We start from the raw sequence: 18,066 nt of genomic DNA, 5'->3' as shown, positions 1-18,066 counted from the left end.
AGCGTATCACCCCTGATGATGCAAAAAGCACGAGATAAACTGCGCGAACTGCGCGCCCTGCATGACGATGGGCTGCTCAGCGAGCAAGAATTTGAACGCCGCAAGAACGCCATCCTCGATGCCGAGTACGCGCCGCCGGGCGCCATGCCCGCGCCGCTGCCCGTGCGCCAGGGCACGGAACTGGGCTTCATGGCAGGCCAGGAAATCGGCCCGCAAAACCGCCGCTACCGGCTTGAACGCCTGCTTGGCACGGGCGGCATGGGGCAAGTCTGGCAAGCCACTGACCTGGCCACCCACGCGGAGCTGGGCAGCAGCGAAATGGTGGCGCTGAAGATTTTGCCGCCGCAACTGACGCAGAGCGCCACGCACGCCAAGCTGCTGATCGAGGAAGCCACGCAGGCGAGGAAGCTTGCGCATGAAAACATCGTGCGCGTCTACGAATGGGCGCAGGACCCTGCCACGGCCAGTTATTTCATCATCATGGAGTGCCTCGATGGCGAAGATCTCGAGCACTATCTGGGGCGCCAGGGTGCGCTGTCGCTGTCGACGGTGCAGCAATTGCTGCAGCCGGTGGCCGATGCCCTGTCGTATGCGTGGGAAAAGCACAAGCTGGTGCACCGCGACATCAAGCCGGGCAATGTCTTCCTGACCGCGAAAGGCGACATCAAGCTGCTCGATTACGGCATCGCTACACGCGTGCGCAATGCAGGCAGCAGCCTGGGGCTGGAAACGCCGAATGCGGGCACGCACGGCTATCGGGCACCGGAGGCGGGCGCGCACCAGCGCCAGCCCAGTCCGCGCCAGGACGTGTATGCAGTGGCGGTGATGATTTACCAGATGCTTGAAGGGCGCATGCCCTTCGACGATGCGCGTGGCGCCAGCCATCTTCCCTCGAAGCCGCAAGCGCTCAACGCGCAACAGTGGCAAGTGCTGCAGAACGGCTTTTCCATGACAGCGCAATTGCGTCCACAATCGGTGCAAGCCTTGCTGGAATCACTGGAGCGTGCCGTCGGACCATCGCCCGAGGAGCTGGCCGAGCAGGCGCGCCAGCAGCAGGCGCGCGCTGCGCAGCAGCAAAAGGAAGCGGCAGTGGCGGCCGAGCAGGCCCGCGAAGCGGCGCTGAAGGAAGCACGTGCGCGCCAGGAAGAACTGGACCTGCGGCGCAAGGCGGAAATCGAGGCCGCCGCGCTGGAAAAGCAGCGGCAGGATAAACTGCGCCGCGAGCAGGAAGCGCAGCGCCATGTCGAAGCGGAAGAGGCGCGCAAGCTGCGCAAGGAAGCGCTGCGCGGCCAGTTGCGCGCGCGCCGCGAAGCCGATGCCGCCAGCGCCTTGCAGCAGCATCAGCAATTGCAGCGCAAGGCTATCGTCGCCAAGGCGGAGGCGGCGTATCGCGCCGAGCAGGAACGCGCGCGCAAGCAAGAGGCCAGCCGCGCCGTTGCCGCAACTGCCCCGGCGCCGGTGCCGGCACCGGCGCCGGCAGCAGAAGCGCAGCACGTGGAGCCGGTGGCCAATGCCGAAGGCATCTTGCGCGATGCTTTCCTCGATGGCGCGGGGCAGGGGCCGGAATTGGTGCTCATTCCCAGCGGTCGCTTTCAGATGGGCGCGCACGAGATGGAGCACAAGGTCGCCATCGAGGCCGGCTCGCAACAGGCTTGGCTGGGGCGCGAGACACCGCAGCACTGGGTTGGCATCGAACGGCCGTTCGCGCTGGCGCGCCACCCTGTCAGTGTGGGCGAATGGCGCACCTTTGTGCAGGCGACGCAATGGGTGGGTGGTTCGGAAACGGACTGGGACAATCCCGGTTTCGTGCAGAACGACCAGCATCCGGTGGTCGGCGTAAGCTGGAATGACGCGCAGCTATACTTGGCCTGGCTGAGCGCGCGCACCGGGCGGCATTACCGCCTGCCCAGCGAAGCTGAGTGGGAATACGCTTGCCGCGCCGGCACGCGCACGGCCTTCAACGTGGGCGACACGATCAGCACCGAGCAAGCCAACTACGACGGCCTGTATGTCTATAACGGCGGCCCGCGCGGCGGGTACCGGGGCGGCACCAGCGCGCTGGGCACCTTCGCGCCCAATTCATGGGGCTTGTTCGACATGCATGGCAATGTGTGGGAATGGGTGCAGGACGTGGTGCATGATAATTACGCCGGCGCGCCCGCTGATGGCAGCGCATGGGAAAGCGGTAGCGACAGCAGCCGGCGCGTCCTGCGCGGCGGTTCCTGGCTGTACCATCCGCGCTATCTGCGCTCGGCCCTGCGCAACGGTTTTTCCACCGTGCTGTCGAACGACATCGTGGGCTTTCGCGTGGCGCGCACGCTCGATTAGGGGAGGCATGCCATCATGTTGGCAAGGAAGTGATACTGCTGCATGCTGCATGCATCTTGACGATGCTCGAGTGCGCGTGTTCAAACACCGCCCGCTGTCCATGCTGTCCGTCTGTCTGCCCCTGCGGGCCCCGAGTCGACTGCGCCAAGCGGGCAAACGGTGTACATTGTGGCTTTCCAAACGCCGCGAGGAACGCCATGACCATCACCGCCATCCGCGACCAGTCGCAAGCCATGCGCCACATCGTGCACGTGCGCGACCATATCATTTCCGCCGACGTCTCGGTGGCAGAGGGCGGCGGCGATGCCGGTCCGTCGCCGCACGACCTGTATGACGCGGCCCTGTCGGCCTGCAAGGCGCTCACCGTCGTCTGGTACGCCAAACACAAGGGCATTCCCCTGGAACACGTGGAAGTGTCGACCGAGCGCGATGCCAGCGAAGAGCGCAAGGGCGTGTATCGCCTGGCCGCCACCGTGCATCTGAGCGGTGACTTGAGCGACGCGCAGCGCCAGGAATTGCTGGCCGCAGCCGGCAAATGCCCGCTGCACAAGCTGATGACGGCCGTTACCACCGAAGTGACGACGGTGCTGGCATGAGCGTGGCCATCCTGAAGAGCCATGAAAAGGATCTCGGTGGCGGCTTTGTCGTGCGCCGTCTGCTGCCCTCGGCCGTCAAGCAGGCCGTCGGACCCTTCATTTTCTTTGACCATTTCGGTCCCATCGACGTCGCGCCCGACGCCAACCACGACGTGCGCCCGCATCCGCATATTGGCTTGGCCACCGTCACCTATTTGTTCGAGGGCGCGATCGACCACCGCGACAGCATCGGTTCCTACCAGCGCATCGAACCGGGCGCCATCAACTTGATGACGGCCGGGAGCGGCATCGTGCATTCCGAGCGCACGCCGCACGACCTTGCTGGCCAGCCGCATCGCACGCATGGCTTGCAGCTGTGGGCCGCGCTGCCAAAGGCGCATGAAGAGGATGAGCCGAGTTTCACGCACACGCCGCAGGCCGACATTCCCGTCGTGCCGCTCGATGGCGCTATCGTGAAAGTGTTGATTGGCACGGCCTTTGGTCAGAGCTCGCCCGTGCGCACTTACATGCAGACCTTGTACCTGGACGTGGCGCTGCAGGCGGGCAAGGCGCTGCTGCTGGAGGGCTTGCCGGCGGAAGCGGCGATCTACCCGATCAGCGGACAGATATTGATCGATGGCGTGGCGTTGCTGCCGCACAGCATGGCCTTGCTTGAGGGAGGCGCCGCACCCGTGGTGGCGGCAGGCAGCGGCCCAGTGCAGTTTGTTGTCATCGGCGGCGAGCCGCTCGATGGCCACCGCTTCCTGTTCTGGAACTTCGTCTCATCGAGCAAGGAGCGCTTGGCGCAGGCGGCCGATGACTGGAGCGCCCAGCGCATGGGGCGAGTGCCGGGCGAGACGGAGTTCATTGCGTTGCCGAAGGCGCCGTTGCGTCCTGCAAGCTAGCCCCCTGCAGGGGCGTCTGGCTTGATTACTGCCACCGGCTGGCGTCAACGGGCGTCAGTCGCCCAGGCGCCAGCGCTGCTGCCACTGTTGCAGATCCTCCCAGGCCGCTTGGAGTGCGCCGGCGGACCAGTGCAGCAGGCTGCTGAGCGCCAGCAGGGTGCGCCGCAGGTGGATGCCCTCAAAAAATACGTGATCGGCCACGACGCTGGCGGCCAGCCAGGCGGCCATGATGACGATGAGGTCGTGGCGACCGCTTTTCCACCAGCGCAGCGAGTGGCGGCGGAAAATCCAAGGCACGCCCAGCGGATTGGGCCAGTCGGCCAGCAGATGCATGATGCCGCCGGCGGCAAAGCCAAACAGGGGCGGTGCCCAGAAGTGATGCGGCAATTGCAGGTAGGTGTAGACGAGCAGGGCGATCCAGGCCAGGCCCCAGTGGGTCCAGGTGCGGTGCGTGATCCATAGCCGGTGCGTGCGTGCCCACCAGGCTACTTCCAGCCAGTCCGGCGCCGTGCCGCCGAGTGCTCCCATGACAAAGGCGAGCATGCTCAGCACTTGATAGGGGCCACCGGCGTCAGCGTGTGCGACGAGGGCTGCGGCGATCACGCCGGCCGCCCAACCGGTCGCATGATGCGCTTTGTTGGAAGCCATAGGAAATGTTAAACGTCACGCGGACGCTTTGTGAAATGCGAGGGATATTAACTGGATGAATATACAGTATACACGGGCGTGAATGGGGAGTATTTGCAGAATATATGGCGATAATTTGTTAAATTATGTGTCGGAGGGTCTTGCCAGGCAGTCCGTCACGCCATGCTGGCCGCGCAAGTGCATTGTGTTCCTGATAAGGTAGTGGCGCAGAGCGCGCGATACTGGAAGCAGTCGGTTGATGGGCGCAGCTATTGCCTTGAAAAGCGTGTGCCTATGGCAGATAGCCGTCAGACGTTTTTTCAGGCGCTGGCGTATGGAGGGGGCTATGCGGTCAGTGCGCTGTTGCTATCGCACAGCGCCGCGCCTTCGGTGCGGATGATCCAGCATTCCGGATACGGTTCGCTGGCGAAGCGCTTGTGCCGCGCGAAGCCGCTGAGTTTATCCAGAGCGGTGGCCGGTGCCAGTGCTGTGTCCTTGCCAGTGGCGCTATCGCGGTGCCAGAAACCGCCATTGCGGTGGAATAGTAAGGGCAGGCAGCTCGCTTGCGGCGTGGCCAGGTGGGTGGCCGGCGAGGGCTGGGCTTCCGGCAGCAGCAGGTAAAAACATTCGGCGCGCGCGCCGTGGTCAATGCGGTGCAGGATCACGCCGTGCGCAAGGATGGCCGTCACGCAGAGCACGACGATGCCCTTGATGCTGGCGGACAATTCGATGCGCATGCCCAGGCGCAGGGCGACGGGCTTGTGCTTGCCCGGCCACACGCCGTCGAGCAGCATGCCATAGCGCGACACGTCCTCGATTTCAAAGCCTTGCCCGCTGCGCCGGATGATGGCATGGCGGCCCGACAGGCGGCGCGTCAGGCCATTGTTGTCCTGGCCGTCGGGACCGAAATGGCTGAGCAGTACGTCCGCTTCCGGGTCCACCAGCTCGAAGCGGCCCAACAGGCATTCTTCCAGTGCGAACAGGCGGATCTGGCGTTGTTCGCCCGCTTCCGGCGCCGCATTGACGAGACAGGCGGCCTGGCTCGGGTGAGGATGGCAGTGGCTGGCGGCGGGCAAGTCGACTTCGATCAATTCCTCGTCCCAGGCAATGGTGGTAAAACCCATGTCGATCTTGCCTTGCGGCGCCGACAAGTCGACGTGGGCGATGCCGGCATTGCGCGCCATCACGTCGAGGTTGCAGCCGTCGCCACCGGTCACGCGGGCAATCGAGGCGTCGTCGGCCATCACGCGCACGTTCTTGTGCGTGCTGAGGAAGATTTGATGAATTTCCGTCAGGGTGGCGTCGCGGCGCGGCACCAGGATGACGAAGGTGCAGACCCATTTCTGCGCCACCGCGCCATCGACGTGGCTATGCACTTCGACTTCGATCTGGTATTGCCCATGTTCCTTGTTGCGCGAGGAGAACTCGACAAACACGGGGCGCCAGTCGCCGCGCGTGGTGCGCACGAAATCATGCTGTACATGGCCGCGCGGGATCAGCTCCGAGCGCAGGCGCAGCGTCAGTTGTGGTGCGCAGGCCGTGCTCATGCCGCGCAATGCCATTTTCAGCGTTTGCCGTCCGCCTGCCGCGCGGGGATCAAAGCCGCTGATGTGCAGATGGGCTTGCGCTGGCTGGTAGGCCGGGAGCGCCGCTGCGGCGGCGGGGGCAGGAGCGGGAGCGGGCCTGAGTGTCGGCGGCGCGGCCGGGGGCGACACGACGCACTTCACGCCTTGTGAGGCAGCGTCATGTGCCCGGGCGTGCGCTAACGCCGTTGCCGATGGTTCGGAACGGGCGTTGCGCAGTGCGGACAACAGGTCATAGCTGCTGGGAGTAGTCGTTGCTTGCGGGTGGTTGCCCGCGCATACTGTATCCCCAGGCAAGACCCAGAACGTACAGTGCGGGTGCTCCGGGTTGCTGCATTTTTTCATGACATTTTGACTCGAATCGAGCGGGGACATATTGCCCTCAGTGTTAGCCAAGAGCTTACGCGCTTTTGCTCCGGCTTGGCAACTTTCGCAGCGCGGAACACGCTCTTTTTAGCCAAATTGATGTCTTTGCTGACACCTCACAACACATGTTGCGGAAACTATTGCATAAAAGAATATTTCATGTATTTATTAACATGCTATTTTAATATGTCATGCATTTTTTCCCGTCACCACGCGCCTGCGCCGGCTGCCCATTTCAGTGCCCGCCATCCGAACCTGATGGCGTTTGGTAGTATGCTGGCGCAGCGTTACCTGCGCAACCTTCACACGCCGCCTGACTCCGAAAGATGACCATGCCTGTCCAACGTCCGTTCCAGCTTGCCATAGCCTATGGTGCCACCTTGTGTGTATTCCTGGCCATCGATGCCCTGTGGCTGGGAGTGCTGATGCCCTCCGTGTACTCCGCAGCGTTGGGGCCGCTATTGGCGCAGTCGCCCCGCTGGGCGCCGGCCATCCTGTTTTATCTGCTGTACGTGGCGGGGTTGCTGGTCTTTGCCATCCTGCCTGGCCTGCGCGCGCGCCGTGCGCGCACGGCGGCAGCACTGGGCGCGCTGCTGGGACTGCTTGCTTACGGTACCTACGATTTGAGCAACTATGCCACTTTGCGCGGCTGGCCGCTGGGCTTGACGGTGCTCGACATGGCCTGGGGCAGCGTGTTGTCGGCCGTGTCGGCCACGGCCGGTTATCTGGCAGCTAGCCGCCTGGGCCGCTGAAAGCGGCACCGAAACGCAGCGCCAGCAAGGTGATGTTATCGCTATGCAAGCCTTTTGGTGGCTGCGACAGGAAGTCGTCAAACAAGGCACTGACGGCTTGGGCTGCAGTCTTGCCGGCGCACAAGGCTGGCCAGCGGGCAATGAGGGCCAGCGGATCGTCGCAGGCCCAGAAGCCGTCGCTGGCCAGCACATAGTGGGCGCCGGGGCGCACGCGTAGCACGCGGCGGTCGCCCAGGTGTGCCAGGAACGATGGCAAGGTGGATGCATCGAGGCCGCGCAGGGGCTTGGCCAGTTGCCAGCTGTCACTGATGGCATTGCCTAAAATAAAAGCCTGCGATATTTGCGGATGGTGCTCGCCATGCACGGCAGCGCGCCAGCGCGCCTCGTCTAGCGCGCCGCGCATGGCGTACGCGGTGGCTGGCACGTGGTCGACGGTGAGGATGTTGGCTAGGCCGTCAACAAGTTCATACAGGCGTGAATCGCCCACGTGATACAGCAGTGGCGCTTCGCCGGGCGGTATTTCCAGCAAGGTCAGGGTGGTGCCGGGCGGACGCGCCTGTGCCGGTGCTGCCCTGGAAAAATTGTCTTGCAAGCGCGTATGCAATTGGTCCAGTCTGGCTGCCAGGCTGGCCGTATCGCCGCAGGCGGGCACGCCCAGCAAGCCTTGCACGGCCGCTTCTGCCGCCTCGCGACCCTGGCCGTGGCCGCCCATGCCATCGAGTACGGCGGCGCGCACATGGCCGCGCGGCCAGCCCGGCACCTGGCAGTGCAATGGCGCCTGCTGCGATAGGCAAACGGCGTGGCCGCTGGCATCGATCAGCAGGAAATTATCCTGGTTCTCGCGCCGTGGCGCCGGGCCGGCACCCACGCTGCTGCTGGCGGCAGCATCGAGCCAGGGACCGAAGTCGAGCGCGTCTTGGATTAAATGCATCGGTTGCTGCGGTCGAGACGGCCAGTAATGTTGATCATAGAACACAGCTTAGCCGAAATTGTGCGTCGGCGATACCTTGCTTATCTAACAAAAATAACAAAAAACCTGCGGCAGCAGGCTGGCGCAGGTTTTTCATGGTGCAGGTGCGGGGCAGTCCTTAGCGGCGATGGTCCCAACCATGGTCACGCTCGCGTTCATGGTAGTCGCGGCGGCCATGGTCGCGGTAGTAACCGCGACCCGGCTGTACATAGATGACAGCCGGCGGGCCGTAGTAGCGCGGTGGTGGCGCGTAGTACACGGGCTGCGGCGCCGGGGCGTAGTAGACCGGCCGCGGCCGCGGCGCATAATAGGTTTCGCGGTAGCTGCCGCGATAGCCGCCACGGCTGTCGTAGCGATCATAGCGGTCGTAGCGGTCATGGCGGTCACGCGTGCTGATGCTGTTGCCGATGGCCGCGCCAAGCACGCCACCGACGATCGCGCCGTTACCCCCGCCGGTGCTGTTGCCAATGGCTGCTCCGACGACGGCGCCTGCAACGGTATTGAAGTTGCGGTCACCGGCAACTGCGGCCGAAGACACCACCACCGCCGCTACCATTGCCGCACCCAGCAGTTTTTTGTTTAACATGGCATTTCCTTCCATTGCGGCGAGATCACAATGATCTGCATGGAGTGGACTATAGCTGCTGTCACAAGCTTGTTCCACGTCTAATACAACTCCTTACATTCCCGCCGCGAGGGTGACAAGTCAGGGCATGCGCGCCTGCCATTCGGGCCGAAGCAGGCTGTACATTTTGACATCGCGCATCACGCCATTAATAAAGAATGCCTGGCGCAGCAAGCCTTCCTGGGTAAAACCGTTCTTTTGCGCGATGCGCTCGGAACCGATGTTCAGCGGGTCCATCAGCAGCTCCAGCCGGTGATAGGGATGAGCCTTGAACAGGTAGTCGACCAGCAGGCGCGTCGCTTCGCTGATGTAGCCGCGCCCGTCGCGCTGCCGCTCGAACAGGCGATAGCCGATCTCGCGCGCGGTTGGCGTGCGGCTCTTGAAATGCGTGATCGTGCCGATGATGTGCTGCGCCTTGTCTTCGATGAGGAATAATTCGCTATCCTCGGTGACAAAGCCCGATTGCAGGAAATCGCGCCGCATGGCTTCGGGCGACTTGAACTGCATGGAGAAAAACTCGCCGCGCGAGGGCAGGTCGTTGACGAGCGCAATATAGGTACTGAGGTCGGCGGCCTGCACATGCCGGACGGTGCAGAGGGTTCCCTTGAGCATGGCGGTATCCGGTAGCGATCATGCTCTGCATGGTAATCGACTGTGGCGGGAGGCGCCAATCGAATGCGCAAAAGTTGCTGCAATGACAGAACAAATACGCTATCGTGGAAAACCTTGCCTTGCTTTGCCCATGGCCACGCTGCACCCGCTTCGACCTTGTTGACTGGAATTGGAATTACATGCATACCAACCCCACTGGCGCGCCACTGCGCCGTCCCTCTTTATGCTTCGCCATTACCCTCGCCCTTGGCTGTATCGCCAGCGCCGGCGCCTTGGCTGGCGCGCCAGGCAATGCGCCGCAAGCGCTGGCGCAGGTGCGCGATACGGCGCTGCAAAGCGACTGGGCGTATGCGCGCCTGGCCGACATGACCGATTTGATCGGCCCGCGCCTGTCCGGCTCGGCCGGCGCCGCCGCCGCCGTGCAGCAGGTGGCCGAGGCCATGCGCCAACTGGGCGCCAGCGTCACCTTGCAGCCCGTGAAAGTGCCGCACTGGGTGCGCGGCGTGGAGACGGCGGAAATCGTCGATTACGCCGGCCGTCCGCAGGGCGTCTCGCAGCGCGTGGTGCTCACCGCCCTGGGCGGCTCGGGTGCCACCCCGGCTGCCGGCCTGACGGCGCCCCTTATCATCGTCAAAAGCTTCGAGGAACTCAAGGCGCGCGCAGCGCAAGTGAAGGGCGCTATCGTGCTGATCGATACGCCGTTCGACCAGGAGATGGCCGAGCGCGGCCTGGCTGGCGTCACTTACGGCCAGGGCTCGCGCTTTCGTTTCAATGGACCGAAGGCGGCGGCCGAACTGGGCGCGGCTGCCGCGCTGGTACGCTCGATCGGCGGCGCCAACTTCCGCATCCCGCACGCGGGCGCTACGGGGCTCGATGACAACAAACGCATTCCTGCCGCCGCCGTCACGGTGGAAGACGCCTTGCTGATCGCCCGCCTGGCTGCGCGCGGGCCTCTGAAAATGCACCTGACTTTGACGCCGCAAAACCTGCCCGACGCGGACAGCTACAACGTGATCGCCGACTGGCCCGGTACGGACAAAGCCGACGAAGTGGTGGTGGTCTCGGGTCACCTTGATTCCTGGGATCTGGCCACGGGCGCGCACGACGACGGCGCGGGTGTGGTGGCGGCCATGGGCGTGGTGGAAACCCTGAAAAAGCTCGACTACCGTCCGCGCCGCACCATCCGCGTGATCGCCTGGATGAACGAGGAAAACGGCGGGCGTGGCGGGCAGGCGTATTTCGAGGCCCACAAGCAGGCGCTCGGCAAACAATATGCGGCCATCGAGATGGACAGCGGCGCCGGGCGCCCGTTCGGCATCCTCGCCAGCGTGGAAGCGAAGTCGGAAAAACTCTTCGCGCCCCTGCGCGCCGCCCTGCAAGCGATGGGCGCGCACGCGTTTACGCGCCGCGACGCGCTGGGCACGGGCGACTTGCACCGCCTGGAAACGGGCGGCGTGCCCAGTTTCGAGCCACTGGTCGACAGCCATAGCTATTTCCACTACCACCATACGCCGGCCGACACCCTGGATAAGGTCGACCCGGAGAACCTGAAGCGCAACGTGGCGCTGATGTCGTCGCTAGCCTGGTTCCTGGCCAATATCGACGGCGAGATTGGGCGCGCGCCGCAGCAGGACTAAATGAAGTCGCCTTGCTGCGAATGGCCCTGCATGGGGCCAGCCGCATCATGGGCTAAGCTCAACCATAGCAGGACGGAAATGTTTTCGCCCAAGCAAGCTCAGGCGATCTGCACTGCATGCGCCTTGCCTGAGGTGGAACTTGCGTGGTGACAATAAAGGAGGTGCGTCTACAGAAGTGCGGGCGGAGTCAGATCGCGTCCAGCGGTATCTTGAGGTAGCGCACGCCATTGTCTTCCGGCTCGGGCAGCTTGCCCGCGTTGATATTGACCTGGATGGCGGGCAAGATCAATGTCGGCATGTCCAGCGTGGCGTCACGGCCCGTGCGCATGGCCACGAATTGTTCTTCCGTGATGCCGTCGCGCAAATGGATGTTACTGGCACGCTGTTCGGCCACCGTCACTTCCCAGCGCGGCGCGCGGCCGTTGGGCGGGTAGTCGTGGCACATGAACAGCCGCGTTTGCGGCGGCAGCGATAGCAGGCGCCGCACGGAGCGGTACAGCAGGGATGCCGAGCCGCCGGGAAAGTCGCAGCGGGCCGAGCCCACGTCCGGCATGAACAAGGTGTCGCCCACAAACACCGCATCGCCGATCTGGTAAGCCAGGTCGGCCGGCGTATGGCCGGGCACGTGCAGGGCGCGCACTTCCAACTGGCCAATATGAAATACCTGGTCGGGTGCAAATAACTGGTCGAACTGCGAACCGTCGGCCTTGGCTGCATCCTGGTGGTAGACGGCGGCGAAGGCGCGTTGCACCGTCTGGATGGCGGCGCCGATGGCCACGTCGCCGCCCAGTTGCTGCTGCAGGTAGGGCGCGGCCGATAGGTGGTCGGCATGCGCATGCGTTTCCAGCAGCCAGCGGCATTGCAAGCCGTGTTCGCGCACGAAGGCGATCACCTTGTCGGCCGAGGTGGTCGAGGTGCGGCCGGCCTTCGGATCGTAGTCGAGCACGGAGTCGATGATGGCGCAGTCGCGGCCATCGGTCTCATACACAACATAGGTGACGGTGGCGGTGGCGGGGTCGAAGAAGGCTTGGATTTGTGGGGTCATCGCGGCGGCAAGGGACGGACAGGGAAGAACATTATATCGTCAGTGTAGGCTAAAAAATGTTGGAAACTGACATTTTCCATGCGGAAAACAGATAAGCGTGCGCGTCAACGTCTGTCCCAGTCGTGCGCACCCTCGCGCTTGCCGCGTGCTAAGCTCTTTTTGACAAGGAGAGCTCATGCACGATACCACTGCACGCAGCGAAGAGTACCGCGGTTTTACGATGTCGGTCACCGCGCAAAAAGATAATGACGATTTGTGGGATTTTACTTACCGCCTGCAGCGCGAAGGCGAGACGGCGGCGCAAGCGATTACGCGTAGCCGCACCTTGGGCGGCTACGCGGCGCCCGAGACGGCTTGCACGGCCGGCTTGGAAGTGGCGAGGACGGAAGTGGATAATCTGTTGCGTCCTTGAGCCAGCGCAAATCGTTTCGTCCGAAAGTGAGCCTGAGCACGTGCTGCTGCCTGAAACACGTCGCTACCAGCTGCGCTTCATGCTACGATTTCCATTATTGAGTCAGTCACGAAGGAGGCACCGTATGGGTAGCAGTTCTAAAATTCACTACAAAGGCTGGGAAATCGTTCCCTTGGCCGTGCCCGCCAGCGACGGCAAATGGTCGGCCAGTTGCGACATCGAACGCGCCACTGCGGAAGGCCTGGAAGTGTTCGAAGGCTCGACCATGCAGTTCGTGCGCGACGACGAGGAGGGTGCCATTGCCGCCGCCTGCGAAGAGGCGGTGCGCCAGATCGACAACATCATCGCCAACCCGCTGGTACGCCTGGCCTGAGTCCCGAGTCTTGATTCCTGGTTTTCCAGTACTGCTGCAGCCGGCGCCCGCCGGCTGTTTTTCATTCAATTACTGCTGCGCACCGCAGCGTCTTTCGCTCCCCCCCCCCTGATTGCCGGCTGATCGAGCGCCTGCTTTGGCTTCGGCAATGATTGCGTGTTGCGTGTTGCATGTTTCAAACATTTGTTTCAACTGAAATAGTTGAAACAAAAATGAAACACCGTCTACACTTAACGCGGCAGCGCTGTCCTGCTGCGTGAGCGTGCGCAAGCGGCCGATACAGGCCATTTCCCCTCGTATCTCACCATGCTGTGGCACCCTTCCCGGGCACGTGCAAGGTGCTGGCACGGCATTTGCAACACTGATGCTCATAGCAAGTCCATGAAACATTCGGGACGACCCGAATCCCATAAGGTGAAGACATGACTCAATACTCCGCAGGTGCCGCATTTCGCAAGGCCGTCCAGGAAGAATCCCCCTTGCAAGTCGTTGGCGCCATTAACGCCAACCACGCCTTGCTGGCCAAGCGTGCCGGCTATAAAGCTATTTATTTGTCTGGCGGCGGCGTCGCGGCCGGCTCGCTGGGCTTGCCCGACCTGGGCATTTCCAGCCTGGACGACGTCCTGACCGATATCCGTCGCATCACCGACGTATGCGACCTGCCGCTGCTGGTCGATGCCGACACGGGCTTCGGTTCTTCCGCCTTCAACGTGGCGCGCACCGTGAAATCGATGATCAAGTTCGGCGCTGCCGGCTTGCACATCGAAGACCAGGTGGGCGCCAAGCGCTGCGGTCATCGTCCGGGCAAGGAAATCGTCAGCAAGGAGGAAATGGTCGACCGTATCAAGGCCGCCGTCGATGCGCGCACCGACCCGAACTTCGTCATCATGGCGCGCACCGATGCGTTGGCCGTCGATGGCCTGGAAGCGGCATTGGAACGCGCCGTCGCCTGTGTCGAGGCGGGCGCCGACATGATCTTCCCGGAAGCGATCACGGACCTGGACATGTACGCCACGTTCGCCAAGGCCGTCAACGTGCCTATCCTGGCCAACATCACGGAATTTGGTTCTACACCGCTGTTCACGCTGGACGAATTGCGCAGCGCCCACGTGGGCTTGGCGCTATACCCGCTGTCGGCCTTCCGCGCCATGAACAAGGCGGCCGAGAACGTCTACCGCGCCCTGCGCCGCGACGGCACGCAAAAAAATGTCGTCGATACCATGCAGACGCGCATGGAACTGTATGAATCGATCAATTACCACGACTTCGAGCAAAAGCTCGATGCGCTGTTCGCCGCGCAAAAGAAGTAAGCACCGATAAAAGAGCGGGCCGTGGGAATCCCGGGCCCGCCGCGCTGGACTGACAATCATTTTCTGGAGAACACAATGACCGCACCGCAAGCCGCCACTTTCAAGCCTAAAAAATCCGTCGCCCTGTCCGGCGTCACCGCCGGCAATACGGCGCTGTGCTCGGTCGGCAAGACCGGCAACGATTTGCACTACCGTGGCTATGACATCCTGGACGTGGCCGACAGCTGCGAATTCGAGGAAATCGCTTATCTGCTGGTGCACGGAAAATTGCCGACTAGCGCTGAACTGAAAGGCTACAAAGCCAAATTGCGCTCCTTGCGCGGCTTGCCATCAGCAGTGAAAGCGGCGCTGGAAGCGCTGCCGGCCGCTGCCCACCCGATGGATGTGATGCGCACCGGCGTGTCTGTCCTGGGCTGCACGCTGCCGGAAAAAGACGACCATAACGCGCCGGGCGCGCGCGACATCGCCGACCGCCTGATGGCGTCGTTCGGCTCCATGCTGCTGTACTGGTACCACTACAGCCATAACGGCAAGCGCATCGAAGTGGAAACGGACGACGACTCGATCGGCGGCCACTTCCTGCACCTGCTGCACGGCGAAAAACCATCGGCGTCGTGGGAAAAGGCCATGCACACGTCGCTGATCCTGTACGCGGAACATGAATTCAATGCCTCGACCTTCACCAGCCGCGTCATTGCCGGCACGGGTTCGGACATTCACTCGGCCATCACGGGCGCCATCGGCGCGCTGCGCGGCCCGAAACACGGCGGCGCAAACGAAGTGGCGCTGGATATCCAGAAACGCTACGACAATGCCGACGAAGCGGAAGCCGATATCCGCGAGCGCGTGGCCAGCAAGGAAGTGGTGATCGGCTTCGGCCACCCCGTCTACACGATTTCCGACCCGCGCAACGTGGTCATCAAAGAAGTGGCCCGTTCGCTGTCGCAGGAAGCCGGTTCCACGAAAATGTTCGACATCGCCGAGCGCCTGGAATCGGTCATGTGGGAAATCAAGAACATGTTCCCGAACCTGGACTGGTTCTCGGCCGTGTCGTACCACATGATGGGCGTGCCGACGGCGATGTTTACGCCGCTGTTCGTCATTTCGCGCACTTCGGGCTGGGCCGCCCACATCATCGAACAGCGCATCGACAACAAGATCATCCGCCCGAGCGCCAACTACGTGGGCCCGGAAGACCTGGAATTCGTGCCCATCAAGGACCGCAAATAATGACCTCTAATATGAACACCCTGCATCGCAAGCCCTTGCCGGGGACAGGGCTAGACTACTTCGACACGCGCGCCGCCGTCGATGCGATCGCCCCAGGCGCCTACGCCACCTTGCCCTATACCTCGCGCGTGCTGGCCGAAAACCTGGTGCGCCGCTGCGACCCGGCGACCTTGAACGCATCGCTTAGCCAGTTCATCGAGCGCCGTCGCGACCTCGATTTTCCATGGTTTCCGGCGCGCGTCGTCTGCCATGACATCCTGGGCCAGACCGCCCTGGTCGACTTGGCCGGCCTGCGCGACGCCATCGCGGCCCAGGGCGGCGACCCGGCCCTGGTCAATCCCGTCGTGCCGACGCAGCTGGTAGTGGACCATTCGCTGGCCGTCGAGTGCGGCGGTTTCGACCCCGACGCCTTCGCCAAGAACCGCGCCATCGAAGACCGCCGCAATGAAGATCGTTTCGACTTCATCGACTGGACCAAGAAGGCGTTTAAAAACGTCGACGTGATCCCGCCAGGCAATGGCATCTTGCACCAGATCAATCTGGAGCGCATGTCGCCCGTGATCCAGGTGCAAGATGGCGTAGCCTATCCGGACACCTTGGTGGGCACGGATTCGCACACGCCCATGGTCGACGCGCTGGGCGTGATCGCCATCGGCGTGGGCGGCCTGGAAGCGGAAAGCGTGATGCTGGGCCGCGCCTCGTGGATGCGTTTGCCCGACATCATCGGCGTCAAGCTGACAGGTAAGCCACAGCCGGGCATCACGGCTACCGACACGGTGCTGGCGCTGACGGAATTTTTGCGCAAGCAAAAGGTCGTCTCGTCTTACCTGGAATTCTTTGGCGAGGGCGCTGCGCACCTGACCTTGGGCGACCGCGCCACGATTTCCAATATGGCGCCGGAATTTGGCGCCACCGCTGCCATGTTCTACATCGACGCGCAAACCATCAAGTATTTGAAATTGACGGGCCGCGACGATGAACTGGTGAAGCTGGTGGAGTTGTACGCCAAAGAGACTGGCCTATGGGCCGACAGCCTGGTCGACGCGCAATATGAGCGCGTGCTGACGTTCGATCTGTCGTCCGTCGTGCGCAATATCGCCGGGCCGTCGAATCCGCACAACCGCGTGCCGACGTCGGAACTGGCCGCGCGCGGGATCTCCGGCGTAGTGGAAAACGAGCCGGGCAAGATGCCGGACGGCGCCGTCATCATCGCCGCCATTACCAGCTGCACCAACACGAACAACCCGCGCAACATGATCGCCGCCGGCCTGATCGCGCGCAATGCGAACCGCCTGGGACTGACACGCAAACCGTGGGTCAAGTCCTCGCTGGCGCCAGGGTCGAAAACCGTGGAACTGTATTTGCAGGAAGCGGGCCTGATGCCGGAGCTCGAAACATTGGGCTTTGGCGTGGTGGCGTTTGCCTGCACTTCGTGCAACGGCATGTCGGGCGCGCTCGATCCTGTCATCCAGGAAGAAGTGGTGTCGCGCGACCTGTACGCCACGGCCGTTTTGTCGGGCAACCGCAACTTCGATGGGCGCATCCACCCGTACGCGAAACAGGCGTTCCTCGCCTCGCCGCCGCTGGTGGTGGCGTATGCGATTGCCGGCACCATCCGCTTTGATATCGAGAAGGATGTGCTGGGCATCGCCCCGGATGGCAAGCCTATCCAGTTGAAGGATATCTGGCCATCGGACGAAGAAATCGACGCCATCGTCGCTTCCAGTGTCAAGCCGGAGCAGTTCCGCAAGGTGTACATTCCCATGTTTGCCGCGCAGGTCGACGACGGCATCAAGGTCAGCCCGCTGTACGACTGGCGTCCGAATACCACGTATATCCGCCGTCCGCCGTACTGGGAAGGTGCGCTCGCTGGCGCCCGTCCATTGAAAGGCATGCGTCCGCTGGCGGTCCTCGGCGACAACATCACGACCGATCATTTGTCGCCATCAAATGCCATCATGCTCGATAGCGCAGCTGGCGAGTATCTGGCGAAGATGGGCTTGCCCGAGGAAGACTTCAATTCCTACGCCACGCACCGGGGCGACCATTTGACGGCGCAGCGCGCGACCTTTGCCAACCCGACCCTGAAAAACGAGATGGTGATCGAGGATGGCAAGGTGAAGGCCGGTTCGCTCACGCGCATCGAGCCGGAAGGCACCATCTCGCGCATGTGGGAAGCCATCGAGGTGTACATGGAGCGCAAGCAGCCCTTGATCATCATCGCCGGCGCCGATTATGGCCAGGGTTCTTCGCGCGACTGGGCTGCCAAGGGCGTGCGCCTGGCCGGCGTGGAAGCCATCGTTGCCGAAGGCTTCGAGCGCATCCACCGCACCAATTTGGTGGGCATGGGCGTGCTGCCACTGGAGTTTTTGCCCGGCGTGAACCGCAAGACACTGGGCCTCGATGGCAGCGAAACCTACGACGTCGTTGGCGAGCGCACGCCGCGCTCCACGTTGACCTTGCTGGTCCACCGCAAGAACGGTGAAACGCTCGAAGTGCCGGTCACCTGTCGCCTCGATACGGCCGAAGAGGTCTCGATTTACGAGGCGGGTGGCGTTCTTCAACGCTTCGCCCAGGATTTCCTCGAGTCGTCGAAGGCGGCGTAGTGGTGATGTGATCGCGTAATTTGTCCCAAAGGCAAGTTCTGGGGTCGGACCCTCAGGGTCCGACCCCGGCGCTTCGCCGTTGGGTTTAAGGACACATTCAACGCAGGAAC

General features: G+C 62.9%; 16 protein-coding genes. 10 read left to right on the top strand and 6 right to left on the bottom strand.

What is annotated here, in order from left to right:
- Nucleotides 1-15 precede the first annotated feature (15 nt).
- The 3 genes from H4V96_RS13070 (at nt 16) to H4V96_RS13060 (ending at nt 3,808) form a co-directional block, all read left to right on the top strand.
- Entirely contained in the window at nt 16-2,328 is a 2,313-nt protein-coding gene (locus H4V96_RS13070) for an SUMF1/EgtB/PvdO family nonheme iron enzyme (protein ID WP_196855966.1), read from the top strand.
- Nucleotides 2,329-2,525: 197 nt separating this feature from the next.
- Entirely contained in the window at nt 2,526-2,924 is a 399-nt protein-coding gene (locus tag H4V96_RS13065) for an OsmC family protein (protein ID WP_010399178.1), read from the top strand.
- Complete coding sequence (locus tag H4V96_RS13060) at nt 2,921-3,808, top strand: pirin family protein (protein ID WP_010399176.1); 888 nt, start codon at nt 2,921-2,923, stop codon at nt 3,806-3,808. Before H4V96_RS13065 ends, H4V96_RS13060 begins: the two co-directional genes overlap by 4 nt.
- Before the next feature lie 54 nt (nt 3,809-3,862).
- Here H4V96_RS13060 and H4V96_RS13055 read toward each other — a convergent pair whose 3' ends face one another.
- Both H4V96_RS13055 and H4V96_RS13050 read right to left on the bottom strand, forming a co-directional pair.
- Entirely contained in the window at nt 3,863-4,456 is a 594-nt protein-coding gene (locus H4V96_RS13055; protein ID WP_070346735.1) for a metal-dependent hydrolase, read from the bottom strand.
- A 323-nt stretch (nt 4,457-4,779) separates the two neighbouring features.
- A complete protein-coding gene (locus tag H4V96_RS13050) occupies nt 4,780-6,363 on the bottom strand; it encodes an FHA domain-containing protein (protein ID WP_280720989.1) in 1,584 nt (527 codons plus the stop codon).
- A 353-nt stretch (nt 6,364-6,716) separates the two neighbouring features.
- On the opposite strand from H4V96_RS13050, the gene H4V96_RS13045 reads away from it, so the two are divergent.
- Nucleotides 6,717-7,136 carry a DUF2177 family protein gene (locus H4V96_RS13045; RefSeq protein ID WP_196855965.1) on the top strand — a complete coding sequence of 140 codons (420 nt, stop codon included), beginning with the start codon at nt 6,717-6,719 and terminating at the stop codon, nt 7,134-7,136.
- Here the strand turns inward: H4V96_RS13045 and H4V96_RS13040 are convergent.
- The 3 genes from H4V96_RS13040 to H4V96_RS13030 form a co-directional block, all read right to left on the bottom strand.
- Complete coding sequence (locus tag H4V96_RS13040; RefSeq protein ID WP_196855964.1) at nt 7,117-8,067, bottom strand: protein phosphatase 2C domain-containing protein; 951 nt, start codon at nt 8,065-8,067, stop codon at nt 7,117-7,119. The genes H4V96_RS13045 and H4V96_RS13040 overlap by 20 nt on opposite strands.
- 157 nt (nt 8,068-8,224) lie before the next feature.
- Nucleotides 8,225-8,692 (bottom strand): glycine zipper domain-containing protein, encoded by a 468-nt coding sequence (locus H4V96_RS13035; protein WP_196855963.1) that lies wholly within the window; start codon nt 8,690-8,692, stop codon nt 8,225-8,227.
- 120 nt (nt 8,693-8,812) lie between these two features.
- Entirely contained in the window at nt 8,813-9,343 is a 531-nt protein-coding gene (locus H4V96_RS13030) for a GNAT family protein (RefSeq protein WP_196855962.1), read from the bottom strand.
- Between the two features lie 179 nt (nt 9,344-9,522).
- On the opposite strand from H4V96_RS13030, the gene H4V96_RS13025 reads away from it, so the two are divergent.
- On the top strand, nt 9,523-10,980 hold the full coding sequence (locus tag H4V96_RS13025) for a M20/M25/M40 family metallo-hydrolase (protein WP_196855961.1): 1,458 nt from the start codon (nt 9,523-9,525) through the stop codon (nt 10,978-10,980).
- Between the two features lie 187 nt (nt 10,981-11,167).
- On the opposite strand, the gene H4V96_RS13020 is transcribed toward H4V96_RS13025, so the two are convergent.
- Entirely contained in the window at nt 11,168-12,025 is an 858-nt protein-coding gene (locus tag H4V96_RS13020; protein ID WP_196855960.1) for an MBL fold metallo-hydrolase, read from the bottom strand.
- Between the two features lie 175 nt (nt 12,026-12,200).
- Here H4V96_RS13020 and H4V96_RS13015 point away from each other — a divergent pair, with 175 nt between their 5' ends.
- From H4V96_RS13015 to acnD, 5 genes are all read left to right on the top strand, one after another.
- The gene (locus H4V96_RS13015) at nt 12,201-12,437 is read left to right on the top strand and encodes a hypothetical protein (RefSeq protein ID WP_196855959.1); all 237 of its coding nucleotides are present in this window, start codon (nt 12,201-12,203) and stop codon (nt 12,435-12,437) included.
- A 124-nt stretch (nt 12,438-12,561) separates the two neighbouring features.
- Nucleotides 12,562-12,810, top strand: coding sequence for a hypothetical protein (locus H4V96_RS13010; protein WP_010399157.1), 249 nt, complete (start codon nt 12,562-12,564; stop codon nt 12,808-12,810).
- Nucleotides 12,811-13,232: 422 nt separating this feature from the next.
- Nucleotides 13,233-14,120 carry a methylisocitrate lyase gene (prpB, locus tag H4V96_RS13005; protein WP_010399154.1) on the top strand — a complete coding sequence of 296 codons (888 nt, stop codon included), beginning with the start codon at nt 13,233-13,235 and terminating at the stop codon, nt 14,118-14,120.
- A 75-nt stretch (nt 14,121-14,195) separates the two neighbouring features.
- Entirely contained in the window at nt 14,196-15,350 is a 1,155-nt protein-coding gene (prpC, locus tag H4V96_RS13000; RefSeq protein WP_196855958.1) for a 2-methylcitrate synthase, read from the top strand.
- Between the two features lie 11 nt (nt 15,351-15,361).
- On the top strand, nt 15,362-17,956 hold the full coding sequence (acnD, locus tag H4V96_RS12995) for a Fe/S-dependent 2-methylisocitrate dehydratase AcnD (protein WP_196855957.1): 2,595 nt from the start codon (nt 15,362-15,364) through the stop codon (nt 17,954-17,956).
- Nucleotides 17,957-18,066: the final 110 nt, after the last annotated feature.

It is taken from the genome of Janthinobacterium sp. CG_23.4 (assembly GCF_029892305.1).
Lineage (GTDB): Bacteria > Pseudomonadota > Gammaproteobacteria > Burkholderiales > Burkholderiaceae_D > Janthinobacterium > Janthinobacterium lividum_D.
This window is presented reverse-complemented; position numbering and strand designations above follow the sequence as displayed.

Excerpts from the sequence above, each read along its gene's own strand:
- H4V96_RS13070 (WP_196855966.1), top strand. The coding sequence starts at position 16 with ATGATGCAAAAAGCACGAGATAAACTGCGCGAACTGCGCGCCCTGCAT.
- H4V96_RS13065 (WP_010399178.1), top strand. The coding sequence starts at position 2,526 with ATGACCATCACCGCCATCCGCGACCAGTCGCAAGCCATGCGCCACATC.
- H4V96_RS13060 (WP_010399176.1), top strand. The coding sequence starts at position 2,921 with ATGAGCGTGGCCATCCTGAAGAGCCATGAAAAGGATCTCGGTGGCGGC.
- H4V96_RS13055 (WP_070346735.1), bottom strand. The coding sequence starts at position 4,456 with ATGGCTTCCAACAAAGCGCATCATGCGACCGGTTGGGCGGCCGGCGTG.
- H4V96_RS13050 (WP_280720989.1), bottom strand. The coding sequence starts at position 6,363 with ATGAAAAAATGCAGCAACCCGGAGCACCCGCACTGTACGTTCTGGGTC.
- H4V96_RS13045 (WP_196855965.1), top strand. The coding sequence starts at position 6,717 with ATGCCTGTCCAACGTCCGTTCCAGCTTGCCATAGCCTATGGTGCCACC.
- H4V96_RS13040 (WP_196855964.1), bottom strand. The coding sequence starts at position 8,067 with ATGCATTTAATCCAAGACGCGCTCGACTTCGGTCCCTGGCTCGATGCT.
- H4V96_RS13035 (WP_196855963.1), bottom strand. The coding sequence starts at position 8,692 with ATGTTAAACAAAAAACTGCTGGGTGCGGCAATGGTAGCGGCGGTGGTG.
- H4V96_RS13030 (WP_196855962.1), bottom strand. The coding sequence starts at position 9,343 with ATGCTCAAGGGAACCCTCTGCACCGTCCGGCATGTGCAGGCCGCCGAC.
- H4V96_RS13025 (WP_196855961.1), top strand. The coding sequence starts at position 9,523 with ATGCATACCAACCCCACTGGCGCGCCACTGCGCCGTCCCTCTTTATGC.
- H4V96_RS13020 (WP_196855960.1), bottom strand. The coding sequence starts at position 12,025 with ATGACCCCACAAATCCAAGCCTTCTTCGACCCCGCCACCGCCACCGTC.
- H4V96_RS13015 (WP_196855959.1), top strand. The coding sequence starts at position 12,201 with ATGCACGATACCACTGCACGCAGCGAAGAGTACCGCGGTTTTACGATG.
- H4V96_RS13010 (WP_010399157.1), top strand. The coding sequence starts at position 12,562 with ATGGGTAGCAGTTCTAAAATTCACTACAAAGGCTGGGAAATCGTTCCC.
- prpB (WP_010399154.1), top strand. The coding sequence starts at position 13,233 with ATGACTCAATACTCCGCAGGTGCCGCATTTCGCAAGGCCGTCCAGGAA.
- prpC (WP_196855958.1), top strand. The coding sequence starts at position 14,196 with ATGACCGCACCGCAAGCCGCCACTTTCAAGCCTAAAAAATCCGTCGCC.
- acnD (WP_196855957.1), top strand. The coding sequence starts at position 15,362 with ATGAACACCCTGCATCGCAAGCCCTTGCCGGGGACAGGGCTAGACTAC.